The sequence below is a fragment of the Cohnella sp. SGD-V74 genome (assembly GCF_003001675.1).
Taxonomy (GTDB): Bacteria; Bacillota; Bacilli; order Paenibacillales; family Paenibacillaceae; genus Cohnella.
In genome coordinates, this window is record NZ_PVYW01000001.1 from 96,745 (window position 1) to 116,778 (window position 20,034).

The 20,034-nt window shown below is 53.9% G+C and carries 21 protein-coding genes and 1 tRNA gene; 11 read left to right on the forward strand and 11 right to left on the reverse strand.

Features of this window, described 5'->3' with window-relative positions; genetic code table 11:
- Nucleotide 1: 1 nt before the first annotated feature.
- The gene (locus B0G52_RS00465; protein ID WP_094041555.1) at nt 2-946 is read right to left on the reverse strand and encodes an ABC transporter ATP-binding protein; all 945 of its coding nucleotides are present in this window, start codon (nt 944-946) and stop codon (nt 2-4) included.
- A 182-nt stretch (nt 947-1,128) separates the two neighbouring features.
- Here B0G52_RS00465 and B0G52_RS00470 point away from each other — a divergent pair, with 182 nt between their 5' ends.
- Genes B0G52_RS00470 through B0G52_RS00480 form a run of 3 tightly spaced genes read left to right on the forward strand, consistent with a single transcriptional unit; the run spans nt 1,129 to nt 3,580 of the window.
- Nucleotides 1,129-2,286 carry a sensor histidine kinase gene (locus B0G52_RS00470; protein ID WP_094041556.1) on the forward strand — a complete coding sequence of 386 codons (1,158 nt, stop codon included), beginning with the start codon at nt 1,129-1,131 and terminating at the stop codon, nt 2,284-2,286.
- Complete coding sequence (locus B0G52_RS00475) at nt 2,283-2,942, forward strand: response regulator (RefSeq protein WP_094041557.1); 660 nt, start codon at nt 2,283-2,285, stop codon at nt 2,940-2,942. The genes B0G52_RS00470 and B0G52_RS00475 overlap by 4 nt, the downstream gene beginning before the upstream one ends.
- On the forward strand, nt 2,939-3,580 hold the full coding sequence (locus tag B0G52_RS00480; protein ID WP_094041558.1) for a YktB family protein: 642 nt from the start codon (nt 2,939-2,941) through the stop codon (nt 3,578-3,580). Before B0G52_RS00475 ends, B0G52_RS00480 begins: the two co-directional genes overlap by 4 nt.
- A gap of 78 nt (nt 3,581-3,658) precedes the next feature.
- On the opposite strand, the gene B0G52_RS00485 is transcribed toward B0G52_RS00480, so the two are convergent.
- Nucleotides 3,659-6,676, reverse strand: a complete 3,018-nt coding sequence (locus B0G52_RS00485) for an efflux RND transporter permease subunit (RefSeq protein WP_233162226.1) — start codon at nt 6,674-6,676, stop codon at nt 3,659-3,661.
- Nucleotides 6,677-7,032: 356 nt separating this feature from the next.
- On the reverse strand, nt 7,033-8,208 hold the full coding sequence (locus B0G52_RS00490) for an MFS transporter (RefSeq protein ID WP_094041976.1): 1,176 nt from the start codon (nt 8,206-8,208) through the stop codon (nt 7,033-7,035).
- Nucleotides 8,209-8,485: 277 nt separating this feature from the next.
- On the opposite strand from B0G52_RS00490, the gene B0G52_RS00495 reads away from it, so the two are divergent.
- A complete protein-coding gene (locus B0G52_RS00495) occupies nt 8,486-9,958 on the forward strand; it encodes an aminotransferase class I/II-fold pyridoxal phosphate-dependent enzyme (RefSeq protein WP_094041559.1) in 1,473 nt (490 codons plus the stop codon).
- Between the two features lie 320 nt (nt 9,959-10,278).
- Nucleotides 10,279-10,698 carry a DUF1885 family protein gene (locus B0G52_RS00500; RefSeq protein WP_094041977.1) on the forward strand — a complete coding sequence of 140 codons (420 nt, stop codon included), beginning with the start codon at nt 10,279-10,281 and terminating at the stop codon, nt 10,696-10,698.
- Nucleotides 10,699-10,764: 66 nt separating this feature from the next.
- On the opposite strand, the gene B0G52_RS00505 is transcribed toward B0G52_RS00500, so the two are convergent.
- The 3 genes from B0G52_RS00505 to B0G52_RS00515 form a co-directional block, all read right to left on the reverse strand.
- A complete protein-coding gene (locus B0G52_RS00505; protein WP_094041560.1) occupies nt 10,765-11,061 on the reverse strand; it encodes a DUF1292 domain-containing protein in 297 nt (98 codons plus the stop codon).
- Nucleotides 11,062-11,181: 120 nt separating this feature from the next.
- Nucleotides 11,182-11,763 carry a hypothetical protein gene (locus tag B0G52_RS00510; RefSeq protein WP_094041561.1) on the reverse strand — a complete coding sequence of 194 codons (582 nt, stop codon included), beginning with the start codon at nt 11,761-11,763 and terminating at the stop codon, nt 11,182-11,184.
- 174 nt (nt 11,764-11,937) lie between these two features.
- Nucleotides 11,938-12,138 carry a hypothetical protein gene (locus B0G52_RS00515; protein ID WP_094041562.1) on the reverse strand — a complete coding sequence of 67 codons (201 nt, stop codon included), beginning with the start codon at nt 12,136-12,138 and terminating at the stop codon, nt 11,938-11,940.
- A 188-nt stretch (nt 12,139-12,326) separates the two neighbouring features.
- Here B0G52_RS00515 and B0G52_RS00520 point away from each other — a divergent pair, with 188 nt between their 5' ends.
- Nucleotides 12,327-13,076 (forward strand): MBL fold metallo-hydrolase, encoded by a 750-nt coding sequence (locus B0G52_RS00520; RefSeq protein WP_233162228.1) that lies wholly within the window; start codon nt 12,327-12,329, stop codon nt 13,074-13,076.
- A 226-nt stretch (nt 13,077-13,302) separates the two neighbouring features.
- Here B0G52_RS00520 and B0G52_RS00525 read toward each other — a convergent pair whose 3' ends face one another.
- Nucleotides 13,303-13,503, reverse strand: a complete 201-nt coding sequence (locus B0G52_RS00525; RefSeq protein WP_094041563.1) for a hypothetical protein — start codon at nt 13,501-13,503, stop codon at nt 13,303-13,305.
- Between the two features lie 189 nt (nt 13,504-13,692).
- On the opposite strand from B0G52_RS00525, the gene B0G52_RS00530 reads away from it, so the two are divergent.
- Nucleotides 13,693-13,768 (forward strand) — tRNA-Val (locus B0G52_RS00530).
- A 189-nt stretch (nt 13,769-13,957) separates the two neighbouring features.
- On the opposite strand, the gene B0G52_RS00535 is transcribed toward B0G52_RS00530, so the two are convergent.
- From B0G52_RS00535 to B0G52_RS00545, 3 genes are all read right to left on the reverse strand, one after another.
- Nucleotides 13,958-14,230 (reverse strand): hypothetical protein, encoded by a 273-nt coding sequence (locus B0G52_RS00535; RefSeq protein WP_094041564.1) that lies wholly within the window; start codon nt 14,228-14,230, stop codon nt 13,958-13,960.
- Nucleotides 14,231-14,250: 20 nt separating this feature from the next.
- Complete coding sequence (locus B0G52_RS00540; RefSeq protein WP_094041565.1) at nt 14,251-15,387, reverse strand: hypothetical protein; 1,137 nt, start codon at nt 15,385-15,387, stop codon at nt 14,251-14,253.
- Nucleotides 15,388-15,902: 515 nt separating this feature from the next.
- The gene (locus tag B0G52_RS00545; protein ID WP_094041566.1) at nt 15,903-16,457 is read right to left on the reverse strand and encodes a DUF2628 domain-containing protein; all 555 of its coding nucleotides are present in this window, start codon (nt 16,455-16,457) and stop codon (nt 15,903-15,905) included.
- 258 nt (nt 16,458-16,715) lie between these two features.
- Between B0G52_RS00545 and B0G52_RS00550 the strand changes: the two genes are divergently transcribed.
- From B0G52_RS00550 to B0G52_RS00570, 4 genes are all read left to right on the forward strand, one after another.
- Nucleotides 16,716-17,054, forward strand: a complete 339-nt coding sequence (locus tag B0G52_RS00550; RefSeq protein ID WP_094041567.1) for a helix-turn-helix domain-containing protein — start codon at nt 16,716-16,718, stop codon at nt 17,052-17,054.
- A gap of 515 nt (nt 17,055-17,569) precedes the next feature.
- Nucleotides 17,570-17,833 carry a hypothetical protein gene (locus tag B0G52_RS00555; protein WP_094041568.1) on the forward strand — a complete coding sequence of 88 codons (264 nt, stop codon included), beginning with the start codon at nt 17,570-17,572 and terminating at the stop codon, nt 17,831-17,833.
- Between the two features lie 119 nt (nt 17,834-17,952).
- Nucleotides 17,953-18,225 carry a hypothetical protein gene (locus B0G52_RS00560; RefSeq protein WP_094041569.1) on the forward strand — a complete coding sequence of 91 codons (273 nt, stop codon included), beginning with the start codon at nt 17,953-17,955 and terminating at the stop codon, nt 18,223-18,225.
- A gap of 431 nt (nt 18,226-18,656) precedes the next feature.
- A complete protein-coding gene (locus B0G52_RS00570; protein ID WP_143762484.1) occupies nt 18,657-19,499 on the forward strand; it encodes an S-layer homology domain-containing protein in 843 nt (280 codons plus the stop codon).
- 78 nt (nt 19,500-19,577) lie between these two features.
- Here B0G52_RS00570 and B0G52_RS00575 read toward each other — a convergent pair whose 3' ends face one another.
- Nucleotides 19,578-20,033, reverse strand: coding sequence for a GNAT family N-acetyltransferase (locus B0G52_RS00575; protein WP_094041571.1), 456 nt, complete (start codon nt 20,031-20,033; stop codon nt 19,578-19,580).
- Nucleotide 20,034 lies beyond the last annotated feature (1 nt).

Consider the following 20,034-nt stretch of genomic DNA (forward strand, 5'->3'; position numbering starts at 1 on the left):
GTCAGGCTTTGTCCCGCAGCGTCCGGCCGGTCAGCGCCAAAAACAGGCTTTCCAAATCCGGCTCGACCCGGGTCAGCTTCTGCAGCTTCAACTCATGCTTGGTGAGGATGAACAAAATATCCTGCAAATACGCTTGCGATTCCTGCAGCACCAGCTCCAGCTGCGCATCCTCCCGCCGTTGGAAGGAGGTCACTCGGGGATGGCTGCGGATTTCGGCCGCGGCTTCGTCCGTCAAGCGGTTCGTCTCGAGCATCAGCCTCTCCTCCAGGCCGACTTGAATGTTCAACTCTTCTTTCGTCCCTTGTGCGACCAGCCTGCCCTTGTCCATAATGCCGATACGCGTGCTGATCGCTTCGACTTCCTCCATGTAATGGCTCGTGTAGATTACCGTCGAGCCCATCTCGTTCAGCTTCCTGACCGACTCCAGAATATGATTGCGGGACTGCGGGTCGATGCCGACGGTCGGTTCGTCCATAATAATCAGCTTTGGACGGTGCACGATCGCGCAAGCGATGTTCAGCCGCCTCTTCATGCCGCCGGAGAACTTAGCCGGCCTGTCTTTGGCGAAATCCCGCAGCCCGGTGAATTCAAGCGCCTCCTCCACCCGTTCCTTAAGCAGATTTCCCCTCAGTCCGTACAGCTTGGCGAAAAAAGTGACGTTCTCTCTGGCCGACAGCAGCTCGTAAATTGCCAGCTCCTGCGGAACGAGGCCGATTCTGCTTTTCGTCTCGAGCGGCCGCTTCGCTACGGAATACCCGTCGAGCAGGACTTCACCGGCATCCATCGGCAGCAGGCCGGACAGCAGATGGATTGTCGTGCTTTTGCCCGCTCCGTTGGGGCCGAGCAGACCGAATATTTCCCCTTGCGCGATGTCCAAATTCAAGTGATTCACGCTGATTTTCGTATCGTATTTTTTGACGACCTCTTTGAATTGCACGAACGTCATGTCGGCTTCCCCTCTCTGGCTTGTTGACCCCATTATAGTAGATCCGCGATTTCGCGGCAGGTATATTGAGTCACCGGTTTTCGCGCGTCGAGGTGACAAAAGTCATTTCTTGAGTGCTATAATGGAAATCACCCGAGGGCGTGTATCCATACACGCCCTAGCATTCCCGAAAGGAGTTCCCCATGAGGCTGCCTCTTGTCTGGCTTCAGCACCTGCTGATCGTCGTTCCGGCGATCGCCACTCTCTACGAAGCGGACATCCCCTCGGTCGGAAAATACGTCGCGTGCATCCTTCTGGCGCTGCTATGCTCCAGACTGCTGCCGCTCGCCCGCAAGTACGCGATGCTGCTTATTCCGCTCGGAATGATCGCTTTCTCGTGGCTTTTTCACGAATACGGGGGGCTGCTTTATTTTCTCCAATACTCCTTGCTCGTCTCCGCCGTTCTCCTGCTGAACAAACCCGCGGAGCTCGGCTTGGCGATCGTTCTGTCGGGCGCGGCGCTCAACTCCGGCGCATCCGGACTTCCCTCGGACACGATCTGGACGATGAATGTCGCATGGCTGACCGTCGCGCTGTTCGTGGCGGGCGTCTTCGTGCAGCAGCGGCAGACGGACCGGCTGGAAAAAGAGATGGAATCGCTGGCAGGCAGCCAGGATCAACTGGAGCAGGAGCGGACGCGCGCGATGGAGTACGCCAGGAAAGTCGAGGACTACGCACAGGTTCAGGAACGCAGCCGAATCGCCACTGAGCTGCACGACGATCTCGGACACCGGTTGATTCGGGTGAAAATGATGACCGAAGCCGCGCTTCAATTGATGGAACGCAATCCGGGTCAGGCGACGGGACTGATCGAGCAGGTGCGCGGGCAACTGGAAGAGAGCATGAACAATATGCGGTATACGGTTCGCAAGCTGCAGCCTGTCGATTCCGCGGGCGCCAGGCGATACGCGCTGCACCGGCTGATCGAAGACGCGGCCAGAGACTTGCGGATCGAGGTCGACTTCGCGGTAACCGGCAATCCGTACCCGCTCTACCCCAGCTTGGAGTTCGTGCTGTATAGGAACGCGCAGGAAGCGATCACGAACGCGGTCCGGCACGGCGGCGCTACCGCCGTCGAGGTGGAGCTGCGCTTCGCAGAGGATCAGATCGCCATGAACATCTCCAACAACGGGACCGAGCCCGACCGAATTGCTCCGGGCCTGGGGCTTAAAGGCATGCAAGACAGACTGGCGGTGGTCGGCGGGCGGCTTCGCGTCGAGACGAACCCCCGGTTCGTCCTCTCGACGATTGTTCCGTATTCGCGATCCCGACCCGCGCCGGAGAAGGAGCTATCGCCATGATTCAATTGGTCATCGTTGACGACGACCCGTTCATACGAGAAAGCTTAAAGCTCATTCTCGACCTGGACCCGGACCTGACCGTTATCGGCACGTGCGGCAACGGCGAGGAAGGCTATCGATTCGTTCAGGAGCATCCGGAGACGGACATCGTCCTGATGGATATCCGCATGCCGGGATGCGACGGCGTCGAAGGGACGCGCCTGCTGAAGACGCTGGACAAGCCGCCGGCGGTGCTCATTCTGACGACGTTCGACGACGACGAATACATCGTGCAGGCGATCCGCAACGGCGCCAACGGCTACTTGCTGAAGAACGTGCCGCCCGCCCGGATCGTCTCCGGCATCAAATCCGTCGCCGAGGGCAATCATCTGATTCATCCGGACATCGCCCGCAAGCTGGCCGGCCTGCTGGATCAGCGCGACTCCCGCGCGGACTCCGGCGGAGCGGCCAAGCGGCTGGCAGACGCCGGGCTCACCCCGGCGGAACAGGACATCGTCCGGCATATCGCCGACGGCAAGTCGAACAAGGAAATCGCGGGAGCGATGTTCCTCAGCGAGGGCACGGTGAAAAATTATATTTCGGAAATTTTGGGCAAGCTGGGCCTTCGGGACCGCACTCAGATCGCTATCTTTTATTTAAAGGAGTCAAGAACATGAGCGTAGCCGCAACCAATGTGTTTACGGGATTCGAGGATAAGGATTTCGAAGTGTTCGAGATCGAAGGGCTGGAAGCCCGCATGGAGGCGCTGATCGACCGGGTAAGACCGAAGTTTCATTTGCTCGGGGAGCGCATGGCGCCGTTCCTGGCGGAAGCTTGCGGAGAAGAGATGTTTACGCACGTCGCCAAACATGCCAGAAGAACCGTCAATCCGCCGAACGACTCCTGGGTCGCTTTCGCCCGCAACAAGAAAGGGTACAAAGCCCACCCCCACTTCCAGATTGGCCTCTGGTCGACGCACGTATTCGTCCAGTTCGCCGTCATCTACGAATGCCCGAGCAAGGATCAGTTCGCCGAGCGGGCGCTGGCCGAGCTGCAGTCGGTGCGGGGTTCGATTCCGTCGCATTACGTATGGTCGAAGGACCATATGGTGCCGACGGGCCACATCCACGGAGAGCTGGCGGACGGCGAGCTCGAGGAGCTGTTCGTCAGGCTGAAAACGGTCAAAGCCGCCGAGCTCACCTGCGGCATTCACATTCAGCGGGGCGATCCGCTGCTGGCGGACGGAGAAGCGTTCATGAAGCGCGCCGAGGAGACGTTCCGCACGCTGCTTCCTCTGTACCGGATGGCGCTGTAACGCAAAGGGCCTGGCTCCCGGAAAACGGGATACAGGCCCTTTCTTTATCGGCGTCGGCTGCCGGCGCTCCTTCGCATGTTATTGCGCAGCCGCTTCGCTAACGGCTGCAGCGGAGATTTTGCGCTGGCGAGCCGACTTGCGGAAGTACAGAAGCTCGTAGATGCAAGGCACGATGACGAGCGTGAGCAGCGTCGAGACGATCAGCCCGCCGATGACGACGATGGCCAGACTCTGGGAGACGATGCTGCCGCTCTCCGACGAGCCGAACACAAGCGGAAGCATTGCGCCGACGGTGGCGATCGCGGTCATGAGAATCGGACGCATGCGCGTTCCGGCCGCTTCGAGCAGCGCTTCGCGAATCGTCATGCGCTCCTCGTTGTGCTTCACCCGGTCGATCAGCACGATCGCGTTCGTGACGACGATGCCGATCAACATGACGACTCCGAAGATCGCCGTAAAGTCCGGCGTAATGCCCGTCACGATCAGTCCCAGCACGGCGCCGATCGGCACGAAGAAAATCGAGCTGATGATGGCCAGCGGCGCCTTAAGCGTCTTGAACGTAAACACCATGATCAGGTAGACGACTCCGATGGAGACGATCATCATCATGAACAGGCTCATAATGTCGGCCGATTGATCCGCCGAAGCGCCGCCCACGTTCAGCTTGACGCCTTCCGGAGGCGTAACTTCCTTCAACTGCTTGTCGATCTCGGCCCCGACTTTGGACAATTGGGAAGGTTCGACCGAAGCCGACACGCGGACGTAGCTGCTGCCGTCCTTGTGATAGAACGTCGTCGCTTGCTCCGACTTCACCCACTTCGCCACGGCAGACACCGGCTTCGGACCTTCGTCGGTCATGACGGTCAGGGACGACAGCTCCTTCTCGGATTGCGGCTTGAGCGCTGGCTCGACGAAGACGGGAACCGTCTGTCCGTCCACAGCGATCGAACCGACCGGCACCGGGTTGAGCATGCCCTGGAGCTGCATGGCGATCTCTCCCGCTTTGGCTGCGGCCGGATCGACCTCCAGCGTGTAGATCGTCTTCTTCTCCTGCTGATTGCTCTCGACTTTCAGCACATCCTTGATCGGCGCGATCTTCGCCATGACCTCTTCGGCCGTCTTGCCGATCGTTTCGAGATTGTTGCCGGTAATGTCGATAATGACTTGCGTGGAGCCGCTGCTCGACATGAAGTCGCCGGCCGACACGTTCAGCTCCGCCTCCGGATAACCGGCGGTCTGTGCCTTCACTTCCTCCATCGCCGTTTCGGCATCCGCGCCCTTTTTCATTTTCAACATGTAAGTGACGAAGGTCGGTGAACTGACGGACCCGTACTTGGCCGCATCGGAATTGTTGCCGTTGCTCATGGCGACCAACTCCACGTCGTCCCGGCCCAGCAAGTAGGTTTCCAGCTTCAAACCATTCTCGAGCACTTGCTCTGCCGGAGTTCCCGGCTTGTATTGCAGATTTACGTTGACGTTCTCCGCGTTCGAGGAATCGATCGCTCCCTTCGGCATCGCCATGTAAGTGGCAATTGAAGCGACCAGCAGCGCGAACGCGCCGAGGATCGGCAGCCACTTGCGCTTCAGGTTCCATTCCAGCAGGCGGACGAACCGCTTCGAGGGCTGGTGCTCCTTAATGCTGGAATTGCGCAGCACGCCGGCGCTCATAAGCGGAATAAGCGTCAGAGCGACGAGCAGCGACGACAGCAGCGAATACGTCATCGTTAACGCGAACGGCAGCAGGAACGATTGCAGGCTGCCCCTCAGCAAGCTCATCGGCAGGAATACCGCGATCGTCGTCAGCGTGGAAGCAGTAATTGCCCGAGCTACCTCGGCGGTCGCGTCGATGATCAACTCCTTGGAGAACTTCTCCTTCTGCAGCCTGCGGAAAATGTTCTCGATGACGACGATGCTGTCGTCCACGAGCCGTCCGACGGCGACCGCGACGCCGCCAAGCGTCAAAATGTTCAGCGTAATGCCCGACAGATCAAGCAGATACAGCGTCATCGCCAGCGACAGCGGGATCGAGACGATCGTTACGAGCGTGGCCCGAACGTTGCGCATGAACACGAGAATGACGATGGTAGCGAACAGGGCCCCGAGAAGCACTTCCCTCATCATGCTGTTCACTGAGTGAACGACCTGCTCCGACGTGCTGATCGCGACCTTCAACTCGACCGCCTTGTTCTCCTCGTTATGCTTGTCGATGATTTTCTCGACTTCATTGCCGACGGCGACCGCGTTGGAGTTGGCCCCCTTGGAGATGATGAACTCGATCGCCTCTCTGCCGTTGACGCGGAACAGGCTTTCCGCAGAATCGTCCAGCGTCACGTTCGCCACTTCGCCCAGCTTCACTCCCGGCACGACGGAAAGCTGCTTCAGCGTATCGACGCTCTGGAGATCGGCGACGACGTTCAGATTGACGATCTGGCCGTCCAGCACGCTCTCCCCGACCGCGGAAGAAGCGGTGCGCCCTTGCAGCACTCCGTACAGCGCCTGAAGCGGAACGCCCTTCTCCGCCAGCTTCGCGGCATCCGGTTCGATGCGAATGGAAGGCTGCGGCTTGCCGGCGACCATGACGGTGCCAACGCCGCCAATCGCGTTAAACTCGTCTCTGATCCGCTGCTCCAGCGTCTCCTTCTCCGCATCGCTGACGCCGTCCGCGAACGTCAGCGTCACGAACGAGATCGGAATCATCGAGGTGTTAAGCTGCACGACGTACGGCGAGGATACGTTCTCGGGCAAGGAAACCCCGCCAACCGCCCTCTCCACCTCTTGCTTCGCTTCCTTCATGTTCGTGCTTGAATCGAAATTCAAGTTCACTTGCGAGAACCCGTCTCCCGAAGTGGAGAACGTGTTCGTCTTCCCCTTGATGCCGGCCAGCGCCTGCTCGATCGGGCCGGTAACCGCCCTGTCCATCGCCGAGGCGTCGTAGCCCGGACCGATGACGGACACGGTCACCTGCGGATTGTCGGCCTCCGGCAGAAATTCCATCGGAAGCTTGGTATAGCTCAGCACCCCCATCGCGAGTACCATGATGACGATGATGATCATCGCCGCTTTGTTGCGAAATGCGCCGTCAATTAAACTTTTCAACTTTCCGTTCCCCTTCCGCATCTGCGTGTTTTCATTGTTCAGCTTAACGGATAAACGTCCAGCGCGAGAATCGGCTGCAGACCGGACTTTGACCTGGACTTGAGGCCGATAGCGAATCGGTCTTCGGTCTTCGCCGAAACCTTTTCCCAGCAGCGGTTTTCCGTTCCATGATTGCCATTGTAAGGCGTCCGGGAATTTCGCACAGGTGCATTGAGTCACTTTGCCGAGAAACGAACGGATGACGAAAGTCATTTTCCTAAGGAGGGGGAGGGTTGAAGCGCATGAAAAAAAGCCGTTCCTGCCGGCCAGAAGATGACCGGTGGAACAGCTTATAGCGGACGAAGGCGAAACGACGATCAGGCGGGCGCTTTCTGACGGCGATCCTGGCTGCGGAACTGCGCCAGCAGTCCAAGCGCGGCGATCGAGAGAATACCGGATACGACGAACGGCAGCCAGGATGTCGCGCCTAGCAGCGCCGCCCCGAGCAGCGGACCGACAATCCGTCCCAGGCTATCCATGGAGGAGCTGAGGCCGGAGGCGATACCCTGCCCGACCGTTGTTTTCTGAGTGATCAGAGACGTGACGCAAGGTTTGATCAGCGAATTGCCGATGCCGAAGACGCACAGATAGACGGTCGCCATCCCCCAGCTGTTGGCCGTAAGCAGAAGGAAGAAGCCGGCTGCCGAGATGACCAAGCCGATGGCGATATACTGGCCTTCCTGTCCGACTTTCACCCGCCTGCGGACGACTCCGCCTTGGACCACCGCTCCGGCCAGCCCGCAGAAGAAAAACATCATGCCGACCTGCAGCGGAGTCACTCCGAACTTCTCCATACCGAACAGCTGCAGCGTCGCTTCCAATATCGCGAGCGAGAACGTTACGAAGAAGGCCAGAACGTACAAATACTTAAGCGGTCCCTGGAAGGCCGTCCAGCGCGACACCCTCTTGCCTCTGTCCCGGGAAGCGCGTTTCTCCGGCGGCAGCGATTCGGTCAAGCTGAACCAGGCCGCGACGAATACGATCAGGGAAAGCGCGGACGCCGCATAGAACGGCGTGTGAAGCGTAATCTGGCTCAGCAAGCCCCCGAACCCCGGTCCGAACGTAAACCCGAGCCCGATGCTCATGCCGACGACCGCCATCCCCTTCGTCCGCTCCTCTTCCGTCGTAATGTCCGCGACGTAAGCCACGATGCAGGATACGACTGCGCCGGAGAACAGCCCTCCGAGAACGCGCGACGCGTACATCATCCATAGATGGTCTCCGGACATGCCGAACAACAGGAAACTTACCGCGAAGCCGATGACGCCCGTCATAATGACCGGACGTCTGCCGATTCGTTCGGACAAGCCTCCCCAGAGCGGGCTAAGCAGGAACGACATCAGCGAGTAGATCGCGAGCATCGCCCCCGTATGCCAGTTAGCGGATTTCTCGCTCGCTTCCGTCACAAGCTCGGGAAGTACGGGAATAATGATGCCGAATCCGATAAAAATCGTAAAGAGCATGAGCCCCACGATCGCCAATTTGCTTTTCACGCGCATTTCTCTCCTCTTGTTGTACGATAAATAAGATAACGTGCCGAAACCTATCTTTAGAGGTCATTCAAAGTCGACATTTTGAACACTCACTTCTAATGATGGTAGCATATAAATCCATGCAGTTCCAAATCGCAACCGTTGACGTTTTGGTGACAATGTTCGCCGCTTCGAGACAATAGTTGATTTCCCCCCTATTTTTGTTATACTCATGCTGTTTGGATAAAAGGCAACGTTTAACCCTCTGGCACGTCACGAGAAAGGCAGGGAACTTCTATTGGATCATAATCGCACTCCGCTATTCGACGCGCTGCGTTCCCATGCAAAGCAAAATCCGGTGCAATTCCATATCCCGGGGCATAAGAAGGGCGCGGGAATGGATCCCGAATATCGCGAATATATCGGACAAAACGTACTCGACATCGACTTGATCAATATCGCTCCGCTGGACGATCTGCACCAGCCTACGGGCGTCATTCTGGAAGCGCAGAAGCTTGCCGCCGACGCGTTCGGAGCGGATGCGACATTCTTCTCCGTGCAAGGAACGAGCACCGCCATCATGACGATGATTTTGTCGGTGTGCGGCACGGGAGACAAAATCATCGTGCCCCGCAACGTGCATAAGTCCATCCTCTCGGCGATCATCTTCGCCGGCGCGCGGCCCGTCTTCCTGTCCCCCGTCCGGGATACGAACCTCGGCATCGACCACGGCGTCACGACCCGGTCTGTTCGCCGGGCGCTGGAGCGCCATCCCGACGCCGCCGCGCTGCTCGTCATCAACCCGACCTATTACGGGGTGTGCGCGAATTTGAAGGAAATCGTCGATCTCGTGCACGAATACGACATGCCGGTGCTCGTGGACGAAGCGCACGGGGCGCTGATCCACTTCTCGGAGGAGCTGCCGCTGTCGGCGATGCAGGCCGGAGCGGATATGGCCGCGACGAGCGTCCATAAGCTCGGCGGCTCCATGACGCAAAGCTCGATTCTGAACGTGCGCAAGGGGCTCGTCAACCCGCAGCGCGTGCAGACGATTCTCAGCTTGCTAACGACGACATCGACTTCTTACCCGCTGTTGGCGTCGCTCGATACAGCGCGCAGGCAGCTCGCAATTCGCGGCAAGGAAATCGCCGAACGGACGCTGCGGCTCGCGCAGAAAGGTCGGGAAGAAATTAACCGCATTCCCGGCTTATACAGTTTCGGAGACGATCTTCTCGGAGAAGAAGCGACTTACGATTACGATCCGACGAAGCTGACGATCCACGTGCGGCACCTCGGCATTACCGGATACGACGCGGAAAATTGGCTCCGTGAGCATTACAAGCTCGAGGTCGAGCTCAGCGATATGTACAACATTCTGTGTCTGATCACGCCGGGCGACGATGAAGCATCCTTAGGCATTCTAATCGATGCGCTTAAAGCTCTGTCCGACGCTTACCATGCGGATTCGAAAGAAATCCCCGAAGTCGTCGTCGTTATTCCGGAGATCCCTCATCTCGCGCTGACGCCCAGAGACGCTTTTTACGGGGAAACCGAGCTGGTGCCGTTCAAAGAATCGGCCGGCCGCATCATCGCCGAGTTCGTCTACGTCTACCCGCCCGGCATTCCAATTCTGCTGCCCGGAGAAGTCATCTCCCAGGAGAACATCGACTATATCGTCGACCACCTGGAAGTCGGCTTGCCGGTCAAAGGACCTGAAGACCGGTCGGTGACGAACGTCAAAGTCATCCTGGAAGAAACGGCCATCTCGTAAGGAAGTTCAAAAAGTCCGGCTTTGATCACGATGCAGATACAGGGAGCGGGTTCGACGTCGAATCTTGCATTCAGCCGGGCCTTCCGGTGCTCACGTAGGTTTTCCTACGCTCCGCTCCTCATTCCCTAAGCTTCATGCAACCTTCTCGGTGCTGAAAACCGAACTTTTTGAACAATGATTGGACCAGAAGTTCAAAAAGTCCGGCTTGCCGAAAGCCCGCCCTCCGGCGCAATGCGCGCCAGACGGCGGGCTTTCGCCGCTTCTGGAACCCGTTGCCAACGAAAGCGGGAAATGCTATCATGGGCGTGGGGGTGGAACCGATGAGTCAAAGCGCTTACATATCGCTTGTGCAAGGCTCGACCGTATCCGAAATCGATCTGGCGGGCGTTCAGGAACAGCTGCAGCATTACAAGGAACAAATGCGGTTAACGGGCCAACAGTTGGGCTGGGATTACGCCGAATCGGCTTTTCCGTACAGCATCGAACAGAAGCCCGAAGCCGAAGGTCGCTGGTTTTATTTGAAAGGCACGTCCCCTCAGTACCGTTACATCGTCGTCGGCACCGGGCAACGGAGCAACGATGAACAATCTGTCCCTTATATTCACTTCGTGCTGCCGGACGACTCCACGCACGGAGACAAGTCGAAAGCCAACGAATTGTGCAAATGGATCGGCAAACAACTGCAGGCGGAAGTCCGCATGTTCAACGGAAGAACGATCTACTACAATCCGAGAAAATAATATAAGGCTGACATCCCTTCGTCGTCGAAGGATGTCAGCCTTATTGCATCGTTGCGGGAGCGCAACTCAAGCTTGCCCGTTCTCTTGCGCGGCAAGTTCTTCGTAAGCCTTCATGACCGTTTCCCATTCCTGATCGTCTTCGATGTTGACGAGAACTTCGTCTTCGCCGTCTTCTTCAACGCGGAAAATGACGCCGTCATCTTCAGGATCGTTACGGTCCAGCAACACTGCGTATACCCGGCCATTGTTTTCGAATGTATACACGAGCACCATCTCGTGTTCGTTGCCTTCCTCGTCCGTTACGATAAATACCGCTTCGTCGTGGTCATGATCGCAATTCTCGTCATGGACATGATCGCTCATAGTGAGCCTCCGTTCAATTCGGTTGTTTTTTCCTACTCACGTATCGTATCACTTCCGCCAACTAGGGTCAAACCTAAAAAAAGCCCGATCCGCTCTCGGTTCGGGCTTCGTTCTATTCGTTTACTGGGAAGTAATTGTTTTCTCCGAAATAACCTTAAAGGAGGATTCGCCGGCCGGTCTGACCGAGAAACGCAGCGTGTACGCCCCCGCCTTGTCGAAAGTGTAAGTGATGTCCTCGACCGTGATCCAGAAATCGGATTTGCCGTCCGGGAAATTGCCATCGCCGGATTTACGCTGTTCGATCAGCACTTCATCCCCGTAAGGATCGGCGATCGTCAGCTTCAGGGCGCTGATGTCCAGCTTCAAGGAATCTACCTGAATAAACGTGTTGAATTTGATTTTATCGTTCTTGTTCACGCCTGCGAAAATCTTCGGACCGACATTGGTCACCATATGAACGTTAGGCTTGTAAACGGATGCCTTCCCGTCCTCCCTGACCACGATCGCCTGCAACCTGTCCGATACGACCTGGGAGGCAATGTAGAGCTTGTTGTCTACGACGATTCCTCCGTCGGCCACTTCTTCCGACTTCTTGTTATTAATCAGCACCCTCAATTTCTGGGATACGGAATCCGCATAAGCCACGCTGCCGCACAACAACGTTAACGTCGTAACCAGTACGATCAGTTTACGAACTTTCATGATTCGTTTCCTCCGTCTTTTCGCCGTCTCGTATAGCTTTCGTACTTGGTTATACTGACGCTTAAACGGAAAGTTGCGCGGGAAAGTTAAAAATGGATGAAAAGTTTATCATTTTTCTTCAGCGGGTTAATGTCGCATTATGCCGATTGCTGCGCTTGCCCGGGAAATCGCGTTTCATTGCCGACCGGGCAGCGTCAGCACGCAAGGAACGCCCTGACCTACGGCGCCGGGGACGTTCATCTGGGCCAAATAACGAAGCCCCCTGGTGCATGGCGTTTTGCATACGGCGCATACGTCGGAAGTTACGATTCTCATTTGCGCCCGCTTCTGCTGTTCCGCCGCTGCCGACTTCTTCTTCTTGTTCACTTTGCCCATCGGCGATCTCCCTTTCGCACAGCCCTGGAAATAATAATTGTCTCCACAGACTATGCGCGAGCCGCCTATACCGCTACTGACGTTTGTATGTTTTTTGGCTTGCCTTCTTACTTAGCAAGGTAAATTATGGTACATTGAATAAAGCTGAAATCTGCTTATGAGATTCCCCCTTCTTAGGAGGTACCGAGTTGAAGATCACCATGTTGGGAACGGGCAGCGCCTTTGCCAAAGCCTTCAATAACAACAACGCCATCATCGAAGCGGAAGGCCGCCTCCTGCTCGTGGATTGCGGAATTACCGCGCCCAAAGCGCTTCACGAGCTGGGGTACGGATTTAACGATTTGCACGCGGTTCTGATTACGCACATCCATGCCGATCACATCGGCGGATTGGAAGAGTTCGCTTTCCAGATGAAGTTCGTCTACGGCCGCAAGCCGATTCTTTATATTGCCGATACGTTGGTTCAGCCGATATGGGAGCATTCCCTAAGAGGAGGGCTGCAACAAGAGGAGTCCGAGACGATTCACGACTTTTTTGACGTGCGGCCTCTGACGGTTGGAACCAGCCATCAACTGATGCCCGGCCTTGAAGTCGAACCCATTCCGACTCGCCATATTCCGAACAAGCCGAACTTCTCGATGCTGTTTAACGGCTTCTTCTTTTATTCCGGAGACACCGTATTCGATTCAGACCTGCTGGAATCGCTCGTGCGCGACCGCGGCGTAAAAGTCATTTTCCATGACTGCCAGTTGCATCCCCCCGGCGCCGTCCATGCCTGTCTGCCGCAGCTGCTGACGCTGCCCGCGGAATTGCAGAAACGAGTTTACTTGATGCATTACGGAGACGACCAGCCTGACTTCGTCGGCCGCACCGGCGCGATGAAATTCATCGAACAGCAAGTCGCCTATGAGCTCGAACGGCTAACCCCCGACGAATAATTCATGATATGATAGTTGGGACACCGACCGAGGAAAGGAAGAAGCTCGTTGCTTACCACGTTTATCATTGCCGGCGTAATCGCAGTTCTGCTCATCTGGATCGTGCTCTGGACGACCAAGAAGGCCTACTCCCGCAAATGGGACGATGAGGAATAATACGGAACCAGGGGTGGCCGGAGCGGATTGCAGCTCCAGTCACCCCTGATTTTTTTTCGGTACGATACCGTTATCCTCGCCGATCCTCCTGCACGGTCTCGGAAGTTCCCTCGTGCGGGCGATCCTGAGCTTGCGGAAAATGCGCCCAAGTCAGTTGTTTGTCATACGCAGACGTATCTTTATTCACGAACCGTACGACCGCAGCCATCACGCCCCCGATCAGAGTGAACAAGCCGATAATCCACACCGCAAGCAATGCCGCGTCCCTCATTCTCCGCCCTCCTGCCGATACGCGCTGATGATACATATGTACGCGGCAGACGCTCGAAACATCCCTCTTTTCGCTCGGATTGACACTCGATTAGCTTGGCGTAGATTGTGCAAAACTTTTTTCAAAAATCGTGTTGACTTTGGATTCTGGGCTTGTTATTATATTACTTGTCGCCGCTAAACAAAACATGATCTGATAGCTCAGCTGGGAGAGCACCATCTTGACAGGGTGGGGGTCACAGGTTCGATCCCTGTTCAGATCACCATACTTAAGCGACCGAGAGCCTTAGAGTGATAAGGGCTCTCTTTTTTATTTTCTTAAATGAAGGGAGAATTTACTGGAAATCTGCATGCAATCTGGTGCCGGGTTGGTGCCGTTCCTTGACTAAAGTGTTGTTCGAAGAAAGCTCTTCGTAGGCCTACTTCATTCGATACTTGATTTTGATAGGCCTCGCTTAGGTTGCGAAGCCTTCGGACTTCCAATATGCTAATCGACCGTTAATTCGTTCTTCTAATTCGTCGTCGAAACCCCCCGGTGACGGTAATTCAAATTCCTCTTTGCTCTCGAAATGCATTGAAACATGATTGAACGTGCGAATGTGTAACTTCCCACCCTCGATTATCAATCCGACAACTTCACCCAGAAATTTTTCGATTCTAGACCCATCTTCCCAAGTCTCCACTTCATAAACTTGCTTGTCCCTTATTTCGATTTTCTTTTCGCTCATATCAATCGCCCACCATTCTTTTATTCAGTCACATAGCTAATTTCATAGCCATTAATTGCCGACGAATACGTATTAAGTTGATAAGCTCTAATCATCAAGGAATTGCTAAAAAATAAAGGTTGATCGATCGGAACAAGTCTGGAGTAGGTCGCAGAAGTAGTTAGTGTTGTATTAACATACGGGTATTGACTTATTATTGTGTTAACTCCGCCAGTCATCGTATTATACAAAACCCCATTCGCATAGCTTCCCGGCATTCTTAGACCCAAAGAATTTGAGCTGTCATAGCCGGTTATTTGGTTATCTTTGATAATTCCCGATCTAAAACTTACACCGGTACTCGTAGCTGTTGAAGTTATTAAAGTGTGATAGGTAATTGTCCCATCAATTGTTATCTCAAAAAATTGTTTCATCGAAACACCAGAACCATTATTCCCCGAAATCCAAGCACGTGTTAGGTATCCCGCTTTCCCCGTCACATTAACCAGAGTCGAAGGCGTTTCATTTGTTGACGGCAACCCAGTTAGAATATTTAATTTCTTATATCTCGACATATCTCCCCCCACCTTCTTCCACACTGTTCCATCGAAATACTCAAGTTCCCCCGCGCTAACTCGTAGCGGCACGCTACCCGTAAACTTATCGATTGCCTGCTTCGTCCGTTGCGGCGTCATAAACTTATTGGTCGCCGTACCCGCCTCGGCTTCCACTTGCGTGGCCGTGCCGTAGTTGTCGACGTTGCCGAGACTAACTTGAATCTTCGTAATCGAGTCCAGACGGGCAATGTCATCGCTCGCGGCAGGTGCAGCTACTTTCGCCCGTCCGGCAGCGTCACGGATAATAAGGCGGCTTGCGGTGGGTGCGTTGGTTGCACCGTGGACACTTGTCGCGTTGGCATGAGCGTCCAATTCCGTCTGCGTTGCCGGATCGAACGAGAGTTTTGCTGGAGTGATCGCCCCATCAGAAATGTCAATGTCTTGAATTGTTTCGTGCAGTTCCTCGATTGCTCCCGCTACTGTCTTTGCCGCAGTTGGAACAGCCCCTAGATCGCCCAATGTCAAATCAATCATATCCATGTTTTCATTAATGATGGATATGTCCGCTATTTCGTTCTCCAGCGGTTTTTTCAGACCGAGATGCGACGTCACTTCAGGCATCTACTTCAACTCCTTGCCACCAATATTTGTCCTTTCATCTATTAGTGGCATTCGCACGACAAGCATATTGGTCGAATGATACCCAGCGTATCCGACTAAACAGTTTCATGCTCGCTGGTCTTGAACGCCTTCTTGTTGCGAAAAGACCTTGGAGATCATCCGCTCTGGAAGCCCCTTCAACGAGAAATTCGATACTGCTCCTAATCCCTTGATAATCGGAGTTTCCGTCTACGGCAAAAGGAAGTCCGATAAAGGTAACGGCAGTATCCCCATCGGGCTTTTCTACGGTTTCATTTTCAACCGGTTCAACGATCTCTTGGTTCTCTGTTTTAACCTGATCTGTTGCTTAAGCCGATTACTCCTGTCCCCAGCACAGCTACCATGACAGCAACCAAAAGCAAGGTTAGTTCAGATGTCACTTTATTCTCTCCTCATAACATTTTGATCGACTGCATCTTAAAAAGGAACGGCGCTTTGAAGCAAAGCACCATTCCTTCCGCTATTTTCACCCGACTTTAGAAACCAGTGATCATTACCGAAATAAGCGAGCCTAACACACCCACTCCAAGCGCTATAAAAATTCCGCCGACACTGGTTCCGCCAATTTTTTCGACCGGATACAGAGCCGGATTGCTTAGATGCTTCTGTTCCAGCTTGCTAATGTGATTACGATAATAAACGTTGCCGTACATGCCAAAATACACGAACAAGCCCGCGTTCAAACCTAAAATCAAATCAGGTCTTCCGATCAATTCTACAAAAGTAGTGCCCAGGACAAATGCAAAATTAACGAAGATCAAATCCTTGTACATTTTCCGATACCCTAACCATAAAAACCACCAGAAAGCCGTAGCCCAGTTCCATCCTTTTCGTTGACCGGGACGCGCCCATCTGCTTATGTAATATGCAGCATTTTTTCCGATCAGTTTTTCCGTCAGATCAGCTTGCCCCCTTGCATCCGGTTGCTCCTTCCCCATCGCTCCAGCATTTGGAGAAGCTACTTTCGTTCCGCACGAACTACAAAAATGACTTTGGTTGTTTAAGCTTGCTCCGCAATTTGAACAGAACACGGGCCGATTCTCCTTTATAGTAGGTATTATCCCTCATAAAATTTGTGCGCTGCTTAAATGGTCGATAAACTCCGTCTATAGACTTACTTGTATCTGCACCTCCTGTCCTGTTGTGTCATTTATTCTCGGATTCTTAAGTAATTGGAACTATCTCCTAAATACTATATCTCAAATGAAACTATTGGTAAATATTTTGAAACAAATAGTTCGTTAAATAACCCTTTCAAATTAACTACTGTTAATGTGGAGGGATGGACGATGGATTATAAAGTTTTAGGAGCCAAGTTGCGCCAAGAGCGGCTCAAACAAGATTGGACACAGGAAATGTTGGCTGAAAAAGTAGATGTGTCCCACGCGTACATTGGACAAATCGAACGAGGGGAACGCTCGCTGACGCTGGATACGCTGATCAGGCTAGCGAACCAATTAGGGGTTACAGCCGATGATCTGCTTTACGATCACCTGGAGAGAAGCAACGAGTACTACATAAATAAAATACGGAAAGTCGTTCTGAACCGCTCCGAAAAAGAGCAACAAATGGCGCTGGACATGATAACATTGATGTTCTCGCACATAGACCGACTTTCATCCGAGTGAAGAATGAGCGCATCACGCGACTCTCGGCACGATTAACTCCGATTTCTCACAATGCCCTCCGACAATCACAGTCGCCATACTCAAACTCCGAGAAGCCTTGATATAAGGCTTCTTTTTCATTAAAGGGTAATGATAGAAATCGTCGAATTATTGATCAAAATGATGCATTTGGAGGTCGAAAACTGAGGTATTATCTCGCATATAACGGGAAACGTGTCAATGTACCGCTATCACGAGATGAAGCAATGAAGTTGCTCATGGAGACAAAGGGGGCCATTAAGGGACTGAGCATTATGGTATACGACGAAAAAGGGAAATTCATCAGGGAGATCGGGAGGGATAGACGCCGATGATGGACGTTAAGCTTCCCCGCCCCACTTGTACGACATACGTAGAGCTTTTACAAATTCATCTGATCGGTCCGGCATTCTTTTGGGGATAGCGCAATAATTTTCATGACTGTTCGCATAAGATCTAACAATCGCCATCACTCCCCTTCCAGGAGGGAAATGACAATGAACAACAATTCCGAGGACGAACAACTCGCCAAGTTGAGAGACATTCAGATTGCCCGGCTCGCCTTTATCGGGGCATCCATTGCGACTATAGGAGACGGAATTTCGACGTATGCAGCCGCTCTGGCCTTGGAAGTGCTCGAAGAGGCTAACAATCAACGATCGCAGCCCTCAAGCAGCCACTTCAAAAACCTGGATATCGCCCAAAAACAATTAGATTATTACATTCAGCAGCTGCAGCATATGAGACAGTGGATTAAATAGGTCGACGATTGTTGTTCGGCTGCCGTTTACTTTGGAGCGGATTCTACACTTGTCCATTTCGTGCCGTAATAACGAAACATATACTAAGCCAATCCTATCTCACTGGAGGTGTAATCGCGATGGCTTTTAAGTTGCATAATTTGGGGAGGTCCGGGGGCTTCTCGGGAGGCGCCGCGGAACGCAGCGGCGGATCGGCCGGACGTTCCGAAGGCGTTAGCGCGCGCAGCCTGGGGTCGGCCGGACGCTCCGGCGGCTCGGCTGGACGCAGCGCAGGCTCGGCTGGACGTTCCGAAGGCGTCAATGCACGCAGCTTGGGATCCGCAGGACGCTCCGGCGGCTCTGCAGGGCGCTCCGAAGGTTCGAGCGGACGAAGCGGCGGTAACCGCTCGTAATTGGACTGCGGCCGTTTGCCTGTGCATACGCGGAAAATGTCGCAATCTGTGCGATAGTACTGTCCCTATATTCATCCCGTCATAAGCTATAGGGGTGATGAGCGATCATCACAATAATCATACGGCGGTGATAGTATGAGTTACCCTATAGCTGGCGGCGGTTCCGGGGCTGCGATCGCTCTTGTTCTTTTTGTCCTCCTGGTCATCATCTTGAGAGCCGGATTCTAATAACGGCTTCACGCCCCACTTTCCCCGCAGCGCTCTCAACGAGCCTGCGGGATTTTATTTGTCGTTATGCCGCCATTTTGCGAACGTCCCCGAACAAGTGCAACCTTTTCCAACGCATCGGCGTCTACAATACCAACTAGAAGTCATTCCATTACCAAACGGAGGGGACGAAGATGAAACCAAGATTTCGCAAGTCGATTTTTTTGCTCGCACTGATTGCCGTACTCAGCTTTACCACCGCCGGATCGGCTTTTGCAGGACAAGGAAGTTCGAAGGAAGCCGACAAAAAGGGGATCACCGTCGCCAAAGCGGTCAGCGCGATCGTCAAAGGGCTGGATCTGAACATCGATCATATCCGCTTCATCAAGGAGCCTAAGGCAAGCGATTATTACTCGAAAGTTAAAGATGACGCTCCTTATGCCAACGATTTTATTATCGCTCAGTTTAACGGTCTGGATCTGCCGAAAGACGTCAATCCTTCCGCCAAAGTCACTCGCGAGCAATTCGCCAAATGGCTCTATGGCGCCCTTAGCCAAAAAGGGGAATATGCCTGGATTGAAATCTTCATTAATATCTCCGACGCGAAGCTTATTTCGGACGGTAACATGGAGAGCATCCAGAAGCTGCTGATCGCCAAAATCTTCACACGAGACAGCAAGCAGCGTTTCCACCCTAAGAACGGGGTTACCCAAGCGCAGGCCGATATCCTCATCGCCAGAACGGTCAAGTTTATCCGCGATGCATTGCCTATCGAAGAACCGGCGCCGTCCATTTTCAACAACGCCACGCTTTCGACCGAGAAGGTTACAGACGATGTGGTTAAAGTTACCGTTACCGCGACCGCTCCACATCCAGGGTACGGCATCGAAATTACGGGCATTTCTTTCGTGAAAGGCGAAGCGATCATTCAGTATAGAGCGATTCTTCCCGATCCCGATAAAATGTACCCTCAAGTGCTAAGAGACATTTCCGTCTCCACGTATGTCTCGTCAGATCTCTCGCCTGTTTTGGGCGCAGAACAGCCTGCGGTTCCGTTTCCGGGGTAACTGAGAGGAGAGTAAGGCCGTCGGCTTGCCGGCGGTCTTTTGCGTTCCTAGCCTATGAACCGATAGGACATGATTACATTATAAGTACAGTTCCATAGGATCGTTGCATAGCGTATACCCGTTCCTTGAATAGAACTCCCTGCCCTCTTCGCTCGGCCAGACGATAATGAATTCATACTTGCTTGCCGCCGCCCACTCGCGAATCGTTTGCAGGAGTTGGCTGCCGATTCCTCTCGACCGATACTCCGGGTCCGTGTAGACGTTCGTCATGTAGGCAAAGGGATAAGTAATGCGACCAGGGCGCGGCACTTTATCGATGAGTTGCATGTACATATGAGACGCAATAACCCCGTCAACCTCTGCAATCCAAATATGCCAACGTTCGCCGCGTATCGCCTCTTCCAGAAAAGCTCGGCATTCCGTGGCAAAGAACTCGAAATCATCGCTCACTCCCGGCTGGTGCTCCAACGTGAACTCCCAGCGCATGAGAATGAGTGCATCAATGTCTCCCTCAGTGGCTTTTCGAATGTTCATG